A 15,305-nucleotide genomic window follows, 5' to 3' on the forward strand; every position below is an offset into this window, starting at 1 on the left:
CTCTTGTCTCTGTTCGGGCGTGAACTCAGCCCAGCTTGGCGCCGTTCTCCACCGCCTGCTCGGGAATGGCCATCACCACGGCGCCATCTGGCCGGTAGAAACCGGTCAGCAGAAACTCCGACTGAAACGGCCCTATCTGCTTGGTCGGGAAGTTGACCACGGCGATGATCTGGCGGCCCACCAGCTGCTCTGGCTGGTAGAGGGTGGTGATCTGGGCACTGCTCTTGCGAACCCCCAGTTCGGGGCCAAAATCCGCCCACACCTTGTAGGCCGGTTTGTGCGCCTCAGGGAACGGCTCGACCCGCACCAGAGTACCCACCCTCAACTCCACCATCTCGAAATCCTGCCAGCTAATCGTCTCCATTTCGGCTCCAGTTTATCGTGCACCTTGCATGACCCGCAGCATGGCCCAAAGAGAGCATCCCGTCTTCGGCGATCAGCCGTTTCGTTACGGCAGGCGGCCGTTTTGTTGGCGCCAGAGGGATGGAATGAGCCCGGTCTCGGCCAGGAAGCGCTCGCTGAAGGCCCCCTGATTCTGGTAACCACAACGGCTGGCAATCTCGCCGACGGGCAGCTGCGTGCAGGCAAGCAGGGTACACGCCAGCGCCATGCGCCGACTGCGAATGTAGTGGGAGACGCTCATCCCCAACTGCTGGCGAAAAGCGAGCTTGAACTGGCTCTGGCCAAGGCAGGCGATGGCGGCGAGTTGCTGATTGGTCAGCGGGGCGGCGAGGTTGGCATCGATATGGCGTTGCACCTTGAGGATGCGGGCGGCAAGACGCGGCGTGGCTGCGCTCTGCATCCCCTGCCCTTCAGCCAGCAGGGAGAGCCACACCTGCTCCATGCCCGCCACCTGTCGCCCTTCGGCCACCATGCGGTGCAGAAACGCGAGGTAGTGGCGCTGGGGCTCATCCAGCTCGATAAAGGGGTGAGCTGCCAGATCGCCGGGCAGCCAGTCGCTCTCCTGCACCAGAAACGAAAGCGCAGGATCGGCGGCGTAGTCGTGTCGCTCACCGGGGGCGATGATGCAGGCAGAACCGGGGGCAAGCCTGCGCCCCCGGCCCTGCACCTCGATCTCGAGGGGGCCGTCGAGGGGGATCACCAGCTGGGCAAAGTCGTGACTATGGCTGCAGACATGGTGGTGATAGTGGCGCAGGCTGAAGCGGGACATGGCAGATAGCAATGACGCGGCCAGGGCCGCGTCATTGGGGGTTATTCCTTGTCGAAATCTTCGATCTCTTTGCCCAGCGCTTCCATGATGGCGCGCGCTTCGGCAGGGACGCTGTCCGGATGATCCTTGCGCAAATCTTCGTCGCAAGGAAGCGGCTGGCCGGTGAAAGCGTGCAGGAAGGCTTCACAGAGCAGCTCGCTGTTGGTCGCATGACGCAGGTTGTTCACCTGACGGCGGGTGCGCTCATCGGTCAACACTTTCAACACCTTGAGCGGGATCGAGACGGTAATCTTCTTGACCTGTTCGCTCTTCTTACCGTGTTCCGCGTAGGGGCTGACGTAGTCGCCGTTCCACTCTGTTCCCATGACTCACCTGTTCTCATTTAGCCGTGAGCGCGGATTTTAACCCTTAAGGAAATTAATGGCAATCCAACAGCAAAGCCATTTAGACGTCTAGAAGTGTTGACGGCCTTTTTAAGCTGGCGTAGTGTGGTTCATCATGATGCCAGCATTGGCACGATTGCGTGTGGCAAAAGCAGCGTGGCAGGAAGAGCGGCCACCGTCCAGAGAGATCAAGGAGAGAAACATGACCCACAAGGCCACCCTAGCGGTTCGCACCGGGATTGAGACAGACCAGCAACACGGTGCCGTGGTGCCCCCCATCTACCTCTCCAGCAACTACACCTTTGCCGACTTTGGCGAGCCCCGTCAATACGATTATGCCCGCTCCGGCAATCCGACCCGCACCAATCTGGCGAACGCGCTGGCGGCGCTGGAAGGGGGCGCTGGCGCCGTGGTCACCGGCACCGGCATGGGCGCCGTCCATCTGGTCACCACAGCACTGCTCAAGGCTGGGGATCTGCTGATTGCCCCTCACGACTGTTACGGCGGCACCTGGCGCCTGTTCGAGTATCTGGCGGCCAAGGGCCACTACCGGGTGCAGTTTGTCGATCAGGGGGATGAGGCCGCACTGGCCGCCGCGCTGGCGCAAAAACCTGCGCTGGTATGGGTCGAGACACCCTCCAACCCGCTGCTGCGGGTGGTGGATATCAGCGCCATCGCCAGCGCCGCCCACGAGGTGGGTGCACAGGTAGTGGTGGACAACACCTTCCTCTCCCCCCTGCTGCAACAGCCGCTCGCACTTGGTGCCGATGTGGTGGTGCACTCCACCACCAAGTACATCAACGGTCACTCAGACGTGGTGGGCGGGGTGGCGATTGCCAAGGAGGCCGCACTGGCCGAGTCGCTGGTGTGGTGGGCCAACTGTCTGGGGCTCACCTCCGGGGCATTCGATTCCTACCTCACCCTGCGCGGCCTGCGCACTCTGGCCCCCAGATTGCGCACCCATCAGGAGAACACCGATCGCATCCTCGCCTTCCTGCAACAGCAGCCGCTGGTGAAACGCATCTATCACCCCAGCCTGCCGAGCCATCCGGGCCACGATATTGCGCGCCGTCAACAGTCCGGCTTCGGCGCCATGCTAAGTTTTGAACTCGATTGCAGCGAGGCAGGCATTCGCGCCTTCCTCGCGGCCCTCGCCCTCTTCTCGGTGGCCGAGTCTCTCGGCGGAGTGGAGAGTCTGGTGGCCCATCCGGCCAGCATGACTCACAGGGCCATGACCCCGGTCGCGCAGCAGGCAGCAGGTATCAGCGCCCAGCTGCTGCGGTTGTCGGTCGGTATTGAACACGGTGAAGATCTGGTGGCCGATCTGGCACAGGCTTTTGCACAGGCGCAGCAGGCAGAACAGGTAGCGAAGTAATGGAACAGCAGCAACAAGGAGAGATCGCGGTGGCAACAGAAGCAGGCTTGAAGCGACGTCACGTCCACAAATTCGGTGGCAGCAGTCTGGCGGATCCGGTCTGTTATCGCCGGGTCGCCAGCATCGTTGAACAACAGGTGGGTGGGGATGAACTGATCGTAGTCTCCGCCGCCGGCAAGACCACCAACCGCCTGATCCAGCTGGTGGAGCTGGCCGAAGCAGGTGATGAAGCCGCTGGTGAAGCTATCTCCGCCCTTCACGCCTATCAGCAGGGGCTGATCGACGGCCTGCTGGAAGGTGAACTGCAGCTCGATCTGAGCAAGCAGCTGGCCGACGACATGCAGCTGATCGCCAAGACGCTTGAGGGGCAGTTTGACCGCTTCGCCCGCAACGGCCTGCTCGCCTTTGGCGAGGTGTGGTCGGCGCGCCTGCTGGCTGCCCTGCTCACCAGCCGCGGCGACAAGGCTATCTGGCTCGATGCCCGCAGCTTCCTGCGTGCCGAGGATGGCGCTCTGGTCAAGGTGGATACTGCGCTCTCCAGCGAGCTGCTCAAGGCGCGACTTGCGGAGCATGCCGGTCGCATCGTTGTGACCGGCTTTATCGCTGCCGACATGGAGGGGCGATCCCTGCTGCTCGGCCGCAACGGTTCCGACTACAGCGCCAGCCTGTTGGCGCTGCTGGCGGACGGCGAATCCACCACCATCTGGAGCGACGTGGCCGGGGTCTACAGCGCCGACCCGCGTCGGGTGAAAGAAGCACGCCTGCTGGAGCGCCTGAGCCTCGCGGAAGCCAACGAGCTGGCCCGTCTTGGCTCCTCGGTATTGCACTCGCGCACCTTGCAACCTGTGGCCGACAGCCGCCAGCGCCTCACTTTGCGCTGCAGCTACAACCCGGACGAGGGCTGTACCCATATCCTGCGCCGCGCCCCCCGCTCCGGCGGCGCCCGCATCGTCTCCTCGGTGGATCAGATCGCCCTCATCGAGCTGAAGGTGCTGCCGCAGACCAACTATGAGCAGACGGTGGCCACCATCGAGGCCCATCTGGCCCGTCACCGCCTCAACCCGCTCACCCTGCAGCGCCAGCCGGATCGCCGGATCCTGCGCCTCGCCTACACCCTCGAGGTGGCACAGGGCGCCTTCGAGCTGCTGCGCGACTTCCAGCTGCAAGGGAGCTTCACCGGCCTCATCCAAAAAGAGGGGTTCAGTCTGGTTGCGCTGGTCGGAGCCGGGGTCACCGACAACGCGGAGCAGTGTCACCGCTTCTATCAGCTGCTGGCGGATCAACCGCTGGAGTTCGTACAGGTGGCCCGAGATGGCCTGAGTCTGGTGGCGGTGCTGCGTCAGGTAGTGCTGGAGCCGCTGCTCATCGCCCTGCACAGCGCCCTCTTCAGCCGCCCGACCCGGGTTGGACTGGTGGTGTTCGGCAAGGGCAATATCGGCGGCCACTGGCTGAGCCTCTACGCCCGCGAAAAGGCACGGCTGGAACATGAACTCAATCTGGCGCTCACCCTCTACGGGGTATTCAGCTCGGAAGGGGGCCTGCTCGATGAAGAGGGGCTCAACCCCCTGAAGGTACAGGACAACTTCAATCCCAAGCCGCTGATCTGGCCGGAGTTGCTCTCCCAGCTTGAACAGCACGGCTTTGATGCACTGGTTGCGCTGGACATGACCGCCAGCGAAACGGTGAGCCGCTACTATCCGGATTTTGCCCAGCTCGGCATTCATATCATCGCCGCCAACAAGTTTGCCGGTGCCGCCGACAGCGAGTTCTACCAGCGCATCAAGCAAACCTGCCGTGACCATCAGGTGCAGTGGCGCTACAACGCCACCGTGGGAGCCGGGCTGCCAATCCAGTCCAGCATCCAGATGCTGCGCCAGAGCGGCGACCGCATTCAGGGGGTCTCCGGCATCTTCTCCGGCACCCTCTCCTGGCTGTTCCAGCAGTATGACGGCACCCGCCCCTTCTCCGAGTTGGTGGACGAGGCGTGGCAGCACGGCCTGACCGAGCCGGATCCCCGCGAGGATCTCTCCGGTCAGGACGTGCGGCGCAAGCTGCTTATTCTGGCGCGGGAAGCAGGCTTTGAGCTCGACTCCGCCGATATCGAGCTGGAGAATCTGGTGCCCGTCCCGCTGCGCAAGGTGACAGCCGATCAGTTCATGGACAGACTGAAAGAGCTGGATGGCCCGATCCAGACCGCCTTCGAAGGGGCCAAGCGCCTCGGCAAGGTGCTGCGCTACGTGGCCCGCTTCGAGCATGACGGCAAGGCGCGGGTCGGACTGGAGGCGCTGGAGCCCCACCACCCGTTTGCCAACCTCTTGCCGTGCGACAACATCTTCGCCATCGAGAGCGACAGTTACCGCACCAACCCGCTGGTGATCCAGGGGCCGGGGGCGGGCCGGGAAGTGACCGCCGCCGCTATCCAGTACGATCTGTGGCAGATCTGCGCCAGCCTCTAAGGGAAATATGCAAAGGGAGCAACATTCACTCCCGCGCACAATAAAAAAGCCCGAGTCGATGACTCGGGCTTTTTGCTGAATGCCGCTTCGATTAGGAGAAGCAGGCCTGCAGCACGTAGAAGATCGCTATAGCCAGGATGGCACCGGCAGGCAGGGTGATGATCCAGGAGACCACGATGTTGCGCAGTACCCCCAGATTCAGCGCCGCAATCCCGCGCGCCAGACCGACCCCCATCACAGCACCGACCAGGGTTTGGGTGGTGGAGATGGGCAGACCGGTACCGGAGGCAATCACCACGGTCGCGGCAGTCGCCAACTGGGCGGCGAAGCCACGGCTCGGGGTCAGGTGAGTGATGCCGGTACCGACCGTCGCCATCACCTTCTCGCCCATGGTCGCCAGACCGATCACGATACCGATACCGCCCAGCGGCAGGATCCACCAGGCAATGGCTGCCTGACTGGAAATCTCGCCACCGGAAGCCACGATAGAGGCCACCGCAGAGAGCGGGCCAATGGCGTTGGCCACGTCGTTGGAGCCGTGGGCAAAGGCCATGGCACAGGCGGTGATCACCATCAGGATGCCGAACACCTTCTCCACGTTGGCGAAGTGCATCTTGCTGTCATCCTGCGGGTTGTACTTCTGGCCGCGAATGTAGATCCAGCCGGCAAACGCCACTGCGATGGAGATGGCGATGGAGAGCAGAATGCCCTCGCCATCGCTCAGGTGAAGACCGACGTGGGTCAGCCCCTTCTTGATGGTCACCAGACAGATCACCAGCGCAGTCAGGAACATGTAGAACGGTACATAGCGCTTGGCGTTGTTCAGGGGATCATCAGTGTTGAAGATAAGCTTCTGCACGCTGATAAACATGAAGTAGGCGATGATACCTGAGATGGCAGGGGTGATGACCCAGGAGCCGACGATGCCGCCAAACTTGCTCCACTGCACCGCTTCCGGGCCAATACTCACCACCGCAAAACCGACGATGGCGCCGATGATGGAGTGAGTGGTAGAGACGGGCCAGCCGAAGTAGGAGGCGAGGATCAACCAGGCGCCTGCCGCCAGCAGGGAGGCGATCATGCCGAGCACCAGCAGGTCCGGGCTATCGACAAACGCATTGCTGTCGATGATGCCATTACGGATGGTGGCCGTCACTTCGCCACCGGCCAGATAGGCGCCGGCAAATTCGAAGATCATGGCAATGATGATCGCCTGACGGATGGTCAGGGATTTGGTGCCGACCGATGTTCCCATGGCGTTGGCCACGTCATTCGCGCCAATGCCCCAAGCCATCAAAAAGCCGAACAAGGCCGCCACGAGCACCAGAGTGGTGCCGTAATTCGCGATAATGTCCATTAGTAGTGTTTACCCAGTCAGTCGATTACGAACGAGCCAGCATCAGTTCCAGACGGGCGCCTACGCGCTCGGCCTGATCTGCCAGGTCACCTACCCATTCGAGGATCTTGTAAAGGAACATCACATCGATCGGATTGTAATTGTGCTCAACCGCTTGCAGCTGTTGGCGCAGTCCGATCTGCATGGTGTCTGTATCGTCCTCGATCAGATCCAGCTGGTGGATCATCTCGGCAACCATTTCCACTTCCCGTCCTTTGAAGCCGGTCTCGAGCAGCTCGTCGAGCTCCCCGATCGCTTTCTCGGCCTGAGCGGTCGCATCAATACAACGTTTGAGGTAAGCCATGAAATCCGTCCGCATTTCGGCGGGGAACTCCATGCGACGACCAAGCATGCGGCCGGAGATATCCTTGGCACGGTTGGCAATCTTGTCTTGCTGGGTCAACAGCTCCAGCAGGTCGGTACGTGCAACCGGTAGGAACAGGCCGCGAGGCAGTTTCAGACGGATTTCACGCTTGAGGGTATCTGCCTCTTTTTCCAGTTGGGCGATCTGCTGCCGGATCTTCTCGGCATCTTCCCAACGGTCTTCGGCAACGGCGTCAAAGAAAGGAACCAACTGCTGGGAGCACTGGTGAACCTTGACGATATGCTTCTGCAGCGGCTTGATGGGGGACTTGGCAAAAAGCCCCAAAATAGTATTTACTGGCATGGCCAAACCTGTGTCGGTGAAAAAACACTCGATACGATTTTATGAGGCGCGCATGGTAACCGAACTGCGCCCTCAATTAAACCGCGAATTAATCTAGTCGTCTCGCGGGCATTATATCCCCGCGACCCGAATCCTGCTCCCCAAAGTTGCCTGCCAGCCCGGAATGACTATGCAAACTGAGATCGAGATAAAGTTTTTTGTCGCCCGCGACATTCAAGCCAAGTTATCCAACCTGCTGAATTCTCTTGAGATTAAAGAATCGTCACAACAGCAGCTCGGCAACGTCTATTTCGATACGCCGACCCTGGCTCTACGCCAGCTGGAGATGGGACTGCGCATTCGCCGCTGCGACACCTTCGCCGAGCAGACCATCAAATGCCGCGGTCAGGTGGTGGGCGGCCTGCACGCCAGACCCGAGTACAACGCCCCCGTGAGCGGCGATCTGCCGACCCTCGCGGCCTTTCCCGATGAGATTTGGCCGACCCTGACCGAGCGAGACCACATTCAGCAGCAGCTGGTCGCCCAGTTTCGCACCGACTTCCTGCGCCGCCACTGGCTGATCGCCTTCGAGGGGGCCGAGATTGAGCTGGCCTGGGATCAGGGAGAGATAGTCGGCAGTCAGGGCAGCACCACCATCAACGAGCTGGAACTGGAGCTCAAATCCGGTGCCACCGTGGCGCTGTTTGCACTGGCCCAACGCCTCGCCAGGAGCGGCGGGCTGCGCCTTGGCGCCCAATCCAAGGCCCAGCGCGGCTATCGACTGGCTGGTCTTGGCAAACCGCTGGCCCTGCAGGCGCTGGTCGAACATGAAGGTATGGATCGCATAACGGGGGTAAGCGAGGGGCTGCGCCACTGGCAGCATCACGAGCAGCTCAGGCTGGAGCATCCTCAGGATAAAGGCATTCAACAGCAGGCACTCGCAGCCCTGTGCCAGGGGATCGATCTGGTCGCCCGCAGTGCGGCCGCGCTGCCACAACCCGCACCCTGGCTGCCAGCTCTGACCAGCCTGCACGCCCATCTGCAAGCCCAATCGGACGAGCAAAACGAGTGGCCTGCCGAACTGGCCGATCTCTTCCTCTATCCGGCGTATGTCGAGTTGCAGCTGGCCATCGCCGCCTGGCTGCATCACGCAGCCTGAGTGGGGCGATGTCGTAAATAAAGGCCAGAAACAAAAGCCAAAAACAAAACGGGTGAGCCTTGGCTCACCCGTTTTGCATTACAGCAGGTTGAGCTGCTGCATGGCGCTGCGAATGCGCTCGCGAGTCGCCTCCGACAGCGGCATCACCGGCAGGCGGCACTCCTCGCTGCAGAAACCGAGCAGGGAAGCGGCATATTTGGCACCAGCCGGGCTCGGCTCGGCAAACATCGCCTGATGGAGCGGAATCAGCTTGTCTTGCAGCTCACGCGCTTCTTGCCACTTGCCAGCCAGCGTGAGGTTCTGCACCTCGGCTACCAGCTTGGGGGCCACATTGGCGGTCACAGAGATACAGCCCTGACCACCGCCGATGTTGTAGGCCACGGCAGTGGCATCTTCACCGGAGAGCCAGGCGAAGGGCTTTTTGATCAGCTGGCGCTCGGTCCAGGGGCGGGCCAAGTCGCCGGTGGCATCTTTCACCCCGGCAATGCGCGGCAGTTCGGCCAGACGGGCCAGGGTCGCCGGTTGCACGTCAACGATGGCGCGCGGCGGAATGTTGTAAACGATGATCGGCTTGGCGGTGGAGTCGTGTACCGCCTTGAAGTGGTGGTAGAGCCCCTCCTGATTGGGACGGTTATAGTAACCGGCCACATGCAGGGTGGCATCGGCGCCCACCCGCTCGGCATACTGGGTATATTCGATCGCCTCGACCGGATTGTTGGAGCCCGCTCCGGCAATCACCGGAATACGGCCAGCGACCTGTTTGACCACCAGCTCCACCACCCGGCAGTGCTCGTCGTGGGTCAGGGTCGGACTTTCCCCCGTGGTGCCCACCGGCACAATGCCGTGAGTGCCCTGCTCGATATGCCACTCCACCAGACGCAGCAGCGCCTCTTCATCCAGCTTTCCCTGTCGAAACGGGGTGATCAACGCAACGATTGAACCTTGAAACATGGGATCTCCTTCTCCTAAATGACGCGCATATGGCAATAAAAAACCCCGGTACGATGTGCGCAACCGGGGTTTGAAGCTTCTCAGGGATGAGAGGTTACGCGCGAACGTCGGCAGGCCCGAATTTCAGGCTTTTTTTGTGCTTTCGTTTCGACCCGTTGAACCGCATTTCGTCATCTCTGGTCAAAAAATGGTGTCTGGGCATATTTCGGGAACACGGCATAAATGTCAAGGCGAAAGGGGCTATGTATAATGGCCGCCCAAAATTGCGTGGAGAGACCCGATGAGCAGCCCTATCAGTGCCGTCAGCCAGATGCTGGAACGAAACCAAGCCCTCTTTGTCGGCAAGCGGCTACTTGTCTGTGGCGCCCTGGAGGATGACTACCCCCGCCAGCTGGCGAGCCTGGCCCGGACCCTGACCGTCTTTACCACCGATTACTGCTACTACCGCAGCCAGCAGGCCGCCCTCGGCGAGGCGATCCTGTTTGACCACCAGCTAGGTGGTGCCCCCCGCTTCGATGCCCTGTTGCTGCTGATGCCCAAGGCCAAGGCCGAGGCACAATATCTGCTGGCCATGATGACCCCCTTGCTGGAAGCGGGTGCAGATCTGTTCCTGGCCGGTGAAAACCGCGGCGGCATCAATGGCGCCGACAAGCTGCTGGCCCCCTATGGCGAGAAGCCGATCAAGCGCGATTCGGCGCGCCGCTGCTCGCTCTATCACGGTGAGCTGAGCCAACCGGTTGAACCTTTCAATCTGGATAGCTGGTTTGGCCGCTATCAGTGCAAGGCCGGTGATACCGAGCTGACCGTGCTGGCGCTGCCCGGCGTCTTCAGCGCCGCCGAGCTGGATCTCGGCACCCAGATGCTGCTGGCTGCAGTGCCACCGATGAATGGCGAGCTGCTCGATTTTGGCTGCGGCGCCGGGGTAATTGGGTCTGTGCTGGCCAAGCGCAATCCGGATCTGCGGGTCAACATGGTGGATATCAGCGCGCTGGCGCTCGAATCGAGCCGCCGCACCCTGGCGATCAACGGTCTGCAGGGCAAGGTCACCGCTTCCGATGTCTATTCGGATGTCTCCACCCGTTTCCAGCACATCGTCTCCAACCCGCCATTCCATGCGGGTCTCAAAACCTTCTATGCGGCGACCGAGCAGTTCCTGGCCAAGGCGCCGGAATTTTTGCTGCCAAATGGTTCGCTGACCATTGTTGCCAACGCCTTCTTGCGCTACCAGCCTATACTGGAGACACACTTCAAACGGACTGAAGTGATCAGCAGTGATGCCAAATTCAAGGTCTATCTGAGCAAAGTGTAATTAAGTGTAAGCAGTACAAGAAAACCGCTAGAGAGCCCCATACGGGATCTGGTAAGGTACTAAGAGCACGATAAAAACCACCCCTTTAGGGGTGTTTTTATACCGAGCCTTGAAAACCTTTTCATGTTGTTCATTCAGGGAGAGAAATACGATGGCTGGCATTTTGACCATGATCCTGGCTGGTGGCGAAGGTACTCGCCTGCAGCCTCTGACCACCACCCGCAGCAAGCCTTCCGTCCCCTTCGGTGGCAGCTACCGGCTGATCGATTTTGTCCTCAACAACTTCGTCAACGCAGACTTTCTACGCATCTATGTACTAACCCAATTCAAATCCCAGTCCCTCTATCTGCACATGAAGAAGGGGTGGAATATCGTCGGTATCACCGACCGCTTTATCGATCCCATCCCGGCCCAGATGCGGATGGGCAAACGCTGGTATGACGGCACCGCCGATGCCATCTACCAGAACCTCGGCTTTATCGAGCGGGCCGAACCGGATCACGTCTGCATCTTCGGCTCCGACCACATCTACAAGATGGATGTGAGCCAGATGGTCACTTTCCACAAACAAAAAAATGCTGCCATGACAGTCGCGGCCCTGCGCATGCCCATCGAAGAGGCGAGCGCCTTCGGGGTGATCGAGGTAGATACAGAAGGACGGATGATCGGCTTTCAGGAGAAACCGAAGCAGCCCAAGCACATTCCCGGCGATCCGACCCAGGCGCTGGTCTCCATGGGCAACTACATCTTCGAGACCGATGCCCTCTGCCGTGAGTTGAAGCGGGATGCCGCCGAGGAGAACTCCAGCCACGACTTTGGCAAGGATGTGATCCCGAGCCTCTACCCGCGCGCCCCCGTCTATGTCTATGACTACAGCACCAACGTCATCCCCGGCGAGAAACCGCACGTCTACTGGCGGGATGTGGGCACTCTAGACTCTTATTGGCAAGCGCACATGGACCTGGTGGCCGACAATCCCCCCTTCTCCCTCTATAACCGCAAGTGGCCACTGCACACCCACTATCCGGCGCTGCCACCAGCTACCTTCATCGACAGCGACGAGTGCAAGGTGAAGATAGCCAACTCCCTGATCTCCGCCGGTTGTTTCATTCAGGGCAGCCAGATCCAGCGCTCCATCCTCGGTTTCCGCTGCAATATTGGCCCCTGCAGCCACATCAGTGAGTCGGTGTTACTGGGGGATATCAAGATTGGTGAGGGGTGCTCCATCCGGCGCGCGATCATAGATAAAAACGTTGAAATTGCGCCCGGCACCGTTATCGGTGAAAATCTCGACCACGATAGAGAGCGATTTACCGTATCCGAAGGCGGTATCGTGGTGGTACCTAAGGGAGCAAGAGTTGGCTATTAACCCACTGAAAATCCTGTTTGTTGCCTCGGAGGTTGAGGGGCTGGTCAAGACCGGGGGCCTGGCCGATGTCGCCAGAGCCCTGCCGATGTACCTGGCCCAGAAGGGGCATGATGTCAGGATCATGCTCCCCTTCTACAAGACGATAAAGCGACGGGATGAGGCCAGACTGGTCGCTTCTCGCTGGTTGCCAACCCACCCCGGGCTGCCGGATATCGGTTATCGCATCTACCAGATGGAGCTGGATGGCGTCTGCGTCTATCTGCTCGATTGCCCGCAATATTTCGATCGTCCCCAGCTCTACGCCGAGAACAATCAGGCCTATCCGGATAATGGCGAGCGCTTTGCCTTCTTCTCGGCCGCGGCCCTCCATGCCTGCGAGCAACTCGGCTTTGCGCCGGACATCGCCCACTGCAACGACTGGCACACCGGCCTGCTGCCGCTGCTGCTGAAAACCCGTCATGCCCACAACCCCTTCTTCCAGCAGACCCGCAGCGTGATCAGCATTCACAACGCGGCGTTTCAGGGGGTGTTTGGCCGCGAGCAGTTCTGGGCCATGCCCGAGATCGCCGACTACGAACGCCGCATCAACTACGACTACGGCCACGTCAATCTGCTCAAATGCGGGGTGCTCTACGCCGACAAGATCAATGCGGTCAGTCCCAACTATGCCCAGGAGCTGTTGACTCACCTCGGCGCCCACGGCATGGCGCATATCTTCCAGCAGCGGGCGGCAGATCTCTGCGGCATCCTCAACGGCTGCGACTACAAGGACTGGGATCCTGAGTTCGACGAATTCCTGCCTGCGACCTACAGCATCGACAACATGGCTGGCAAACAGATCTGCAAAGAGAGCCTGCAGCAGGAGGCGGGGCTGGCCGTGGCGGACTTGCCCATCTACGGCATGGTTTGCCGCCTGACCGAGCAGAAGGGCGTTCCCCTGCTGCTCCCTGCGCTGGAGAAATTCCTCCACCATCAGGTACAAGTGGTGATCGTCGGCTCTGGCGATCCTGCGCTCGCCACGCAACTGCAAACCATGGCCCGGGATTATCCGGGCAAGCTCGCCTTCATCAACACCTATGACGATCGGCTGGCTCATCTGGTCGAAGCCGGTGCCGACTTCTTCCTGATGCCCTCTCTGTTCGAGCCTTGCGGCCTCAACCAGATGTACAGTCTCGCCTATGGCACCCTGCCACTGGTGCGCGCCGTGGGGGGTCTGAAAGATACCGTGGTGGATTGGGATGCGGATCCCGAGCATGCTACCGGCTTCTGCTTCAACGATCCGACTGCCGCCATCCTGCTCGATACCATGCGCCGCAGCCTGCTCTATTTCCTGCAGGACAAGGAGCGTTTTGCCAAGGTGCAGCGCAATGCCATGAGCACCCGCTTCAACTGGCCTGACTCGGTCACCCAGTATGAACGGATGTATCAGAACGCATTGGGCCGTTACTGAATGCCAGACGTCGGCTAATTGCTGAAGTTTTGTACCCTTGGCGCCACTTTGGGCGTCAACAGCGAAAAAAGTCCCCTTTGGCTGTTGACGCTCCCCCAAAACTCTATAGAATCCCCCTCCGCAGTGATGCGAAGGTGGCGGAATTGGTAGACGCGCTAGCTTCAGGTGTTAGTGTCCCACGGATGTGAGGGTTCGAGTCCCTCTCTTCGCACCAATACTGCCATGCTGATTCAGCAGCATGTAAATCCAACTAGAAAACCCGAATGTGCGAAGGTGGCGGAATTGGTAGACGCGCTAGCTTCAGGTGTTAGTGCCCCCCGGGTGTGAGGGTTCGAGTCCCTCTCTTCGCACCATGCTTCTCCAGACAGCATGTAAATCAAAACTGGTAACACAATGTGCGAAGGTGGCGGAATTGGTAGACGCGCTAGCTTCAGGTGTTAGTGTCCCACGGATGTGAGGGTTCGAGTCCCTCTCTTCGCACCATGCTTTATCCAGACAGCATGTAAATCCAGACTGGAAACCCGAATGTGCGAAGGTGGCGGAATTGGTAGACGCGCTAGCTTCAGGTGTTAGTGCCCCCCGGGTGTGAGGGTTCGAGTCCCTCTCTTCGCACCATGATTCTGACATGTAAACACAGAGCAATGCGCTCCAACCGCATTTAAAAACCAGCTGGAGAAAATCAGTGTGCGAAGGTGGCGGAATTGGTAGACGCGCTAGCTTCAGGTGTTAGTGTCCCACGGATGTGAGGGTTCGAGTCCCTCTCTTCGCACCATTCATTACGCAAAAGGCCCATCACGAAAGTGATGGGCCTTTTGTTTTTACTCCTTGTTATGGCTATGCTTTTGACGACTCCCCGCTCATCGTCATGCCAAGGAACCCATATGATACTGGATACCGACATTCACAACTTTTACGAACATCTGGTGCTCAAGGAGATTGAGAAACAGGGGCTGCAGCAAAAGCTCAACAGCGATCAGATGGCCGACCTCTGCTGCCTTACCCTCAACCAGCTTCCGGCCCACTATATTCGCCACAATGTCGACATGATCTACTTCCTGACCGACGCCAAGCGTACCGAAATGGAGAAGCTGGTGGTCGAATCGCTCAAGGTGGCACAGCAGAAGATCAAGCAGGCTCCCGTCAAAAGTTCATAACCAGGGCTGCTGCCAGAGCAGGGTAACGATACCGGTCAACCCGGCCACTGGCAGCAAGATCAAGGCGGGGCGCAATCCGGGCTCCAGCATCACCCAGGCAGCCAGCAGAAAACCGGCACTCCAGGTGCCGTACTCTTTATCCTGACCCCATGCGAGTACGGCCACCGCCACCAGCAACATCATCCCCCGCAATATCCAGCGCATTGTTTTCTCCCCAATCAACAATTGATAATAATTATCATCTTCATCTAATGGGGATGCAAGTGGCGTCACAGGCAAGCTTCGTATGTAACCCCTTGTGTCAACAGGCCGCTCAAAAACGGGTTATGAGATCAACTAATTTGTGATTTTTTCAATCAAATGTGCATTTTTGCCAATTTGATGGGGCTTTAACCCGCCGGGTTTGTGGTAGATTGCGGCCTCTTTTTGGGTTGCCTCCTCGGGATCGATGTATCCACAGGACGAGAGGGAGTGACCTTGGCGAGC

14 protein-coding genes and 5 tRNA genes are annotated in these 15,305 nt (G+C 59.7%); 12 read left to right on the forward strand and 7 right to left on the reverse strand.

The genetic code is table 11. The features are described from left to right. Positions 1-25: 25 nt before the first annotated feature. The 3 genes from I6L44_RS13935 to metJ all read right to left on the reverse strand — a co-directional run bounded on the left by I6L44_RS13935 (position 26) and on the right by metJ (position 1,536). Positions 26-364, reverse strand: coding sequence for a tRNA-binding protein (locus tag I6L44_RS13935; RefSeq protein WP_216952140.1), 339 nt, complete (start codon positions 362-364; stop codon positions 26-28). 84 nt (positions 365-448) lie between these two features. Beyond that, positions 449-1,171: an AraC family transcriptional regulator gene (locus I6L44_RS13940; RefSeq protein ID WP_216952141.1), complete on the reverse strand. Its 723-nt coding sequence runs from the start codon at positions 1,169-1,171 to the stop codon at positions 449-451. Between the two features lie 41 nt (positions 1,172-1,212). Beyond that, a complete protein-coding gene (metJ, locus tag I6L44_RS13945; RefSeq protein WP_005343046.1) occupies positions 1,213-1,536 on the reverse strand; it encodes a met regulon transcriptional regulator MetJ in 324 nt (107 codons plus the stop codon). Between the two features lie 220 nt (positions 1,537-1,756). Between metJ and metB the strand changes: the two genes are divergently transcribed. After that, the gene (gene metB / locus I6L44_RS13950) at positions 1,757-2,929 is read left to right on the forward strand and encodes a cystathionine gamma-synthase (protein ID WP_216952142.1); all 1,173 of its coding nucleotides are present in this window, start codon (positions 1,757-1,759) and stop codon (positions 2,927-2,929) included. After that, entirely contained in the window at positions 2,929-5,385 is a 2,457-nt protein-coding gene (locus tag I6L44_RS13955) for a bifunctional aspartate kinase/homoserine dehydrogenase II (protein WP_216952143.1), read from the forward strand. The genes metB and I6L44_RS13955 overlap by 1 nt, the downstream gene beginning before the upstream one ends. 91 nt (positions 5,386-5,476) lie before the next feature. Here the strand turns inward: I6L44_RS13955 and I6L44_RS13960 are convergent, their stop codons facing one another. Together I6L44_RS13960 and I6L44_RS13965 are read right to left on the reverse strand one after the other, a co-directional pair. Beyond that, entirely contained in the window at positions 5,477-6,742 is a 1,266-nt protein-coding gene (locus tag I6L44_RS13960) for an inorganic phosphate transporter (protein WP_216952144.1), read from the reverse strand. A 25-nt stretch (positions 6,743-6,767) separates the two neighbouring features. Then, a complete protein-coding gene (locus tag I6L44_RS13965; RefSeq protein WP_005340244.1) occupies positions 6,768-7,448 on the reverse strand; it encodes a TIGR00153 family protein in 681 nt (226 codons plus the stop codon). Positions 7,449-7,617: 169 nt separating this feature from the next. Here I6L44_RS13965 and I6L44_RS13970 point away from each other — a divergent pair, with 169 nt between their 5' ends. Next, on the forward strand, positions 7,618-8,586 hold the full coding sequence (locus I6L44_RS13970; protein ID WP_216952145.1) for an inorganic triphosphatase: 969 nt from the start codon (positions 7,618-7,620) through the stop codon (positions 8,584-8,586). Between the two features lie 78 nt (positions 8,587-8,664). Here the strand turns inward: I6L44_RS13970 and dapA are convergent, their stop codons facing one another. After that, a complete protein-coding gene (gene dapA, locus I6L44_RS13975; RefSeq protein WP_216952146.1) occupies positions 8,665-9,537 on the reverse strand; it encodes a 4-hydroxy-tetrahydrodipicolinate synthase in 873 nt (290 codons plus the stop codon). Between the two features lie 280 nt (positions 9,538-9,817). On the opposite strand from dapA, the gene rsmC reads away from it, so the two are divergent. From rsmC to I6L44_RS14020, 9 genes are all read left to right on the forward strand, one after another. Continuing rightward, complete coding sequence (gene rsmC / locus I6L44_RS13980; RefSeq protein WP_216952147.1) at positions 9,818-10,846, forward strand: 16S rRNA (guanine(1207)-N(2))-methyltransferase RsmC; 1,029 nt, start codon at positions 9,818-9,820, stop codon at positions 10,844-10,846. A 151-nt stretch (positions 10,847-10,997) separates the two neighbouring features. Continuing rightward, a complete protein-coding gene (gene glgC, locus I6L44_RS13985) occupies positions 10,998-12,215 on the forward strand; it encodes a glucose-1-phosphate adenylyltransferase (RefSeq protein WP_216952148.1) in 1,218 nt (405 codons plus the stop codon). Then, on the forward strand, positions 12,205-13,665 hold the full coding sequence (gene glgA / locus I6L44_RS13990) for a glycogen synthase GlgA (protein ID WP_058058561.1): 1,461 nt from the start codon (positions 12,205-12,207) through the stop codon (positions 13,663-13,665). Before glgC ends, glgA begins: the two co-directional genes overlap by 11 nt. A gap of 128 nt (positions 13,666-13,793) precedes the next feature. After that, positions 13,794-13,879: transfer RNA gene (locus tag I6L44_RS13995), tRNA-Leu, on the forward strand. A 53-nt stretch (positions 13,880-13,932) separates the two neighbouring features. Further along, positions 13,933-14,018, forward strand: a tRNA-Leu gene (locus I6L44_RS14000). A gap of 44 nt (positions 14,019-14,062) precedes the next feature. Next, a tRNA-Leu gene (locus I6L44_RS14005) sits at positions 14,063-14,148 on the forward strand. Positions 14,149-14,194: 46 nt separating this feature from the next. Next, positions 14,195-14,280, forward strand: a tRNA-Leu gene (locus I6L44_RS14010). A 71-nt stretch (positions 14,281-14,351) separates the two neighbouring features. After that, a tRNA-Leu gene (locus I6L44_RS14015) sits at positions 14,352-14,437 on the forward strand. A gap of 109 nt (positions 14,438-14,546) precedes the next feature. Beyond that, positions 14,547-14,819 carry a late competence development ComFB family protein gene (locus I6L44_RS14020; RefSeq protein ID WP_005343036.1) on the forward strand — a complete coding sequence of 91 codons (273 nt, stop codon included), beginning with the start codon at positions 14,547-14,549 and terminating at the stop codon, positions 14,817-14,819. Here I6L44_RS14020 and I6L44_RS14025 read toward each other — a convergent pair. Further along, the gene (locus I6L44_RS14025) at positions 14,814-15,023 is read right to left on the reverse strand and encodes a hypothetical protein (protein WP_005357820.1); all 210 of its coding nucleotides are present in this window, start codon (positions 15,021-15,023) and stop codon (positions 14,814-14,816) included. The genes I6L44_RS14020 and I6L44_RS14025 overlap by 6 nt on opposite strands. Between the last annotated feature and the right edge of the window lie 282 nt (positions 15,024-15,305).

Source organism: Aeromonas sp. FDAARGOS 1414 (genome assembly GCF_019047065.1).
Lineage (GTDB): Bacteria > Pseudomonadota > Gammaproteobacteria > Enterobacterales > Aeromonadaceae > Aeromonas > Aeromonas veronii_A.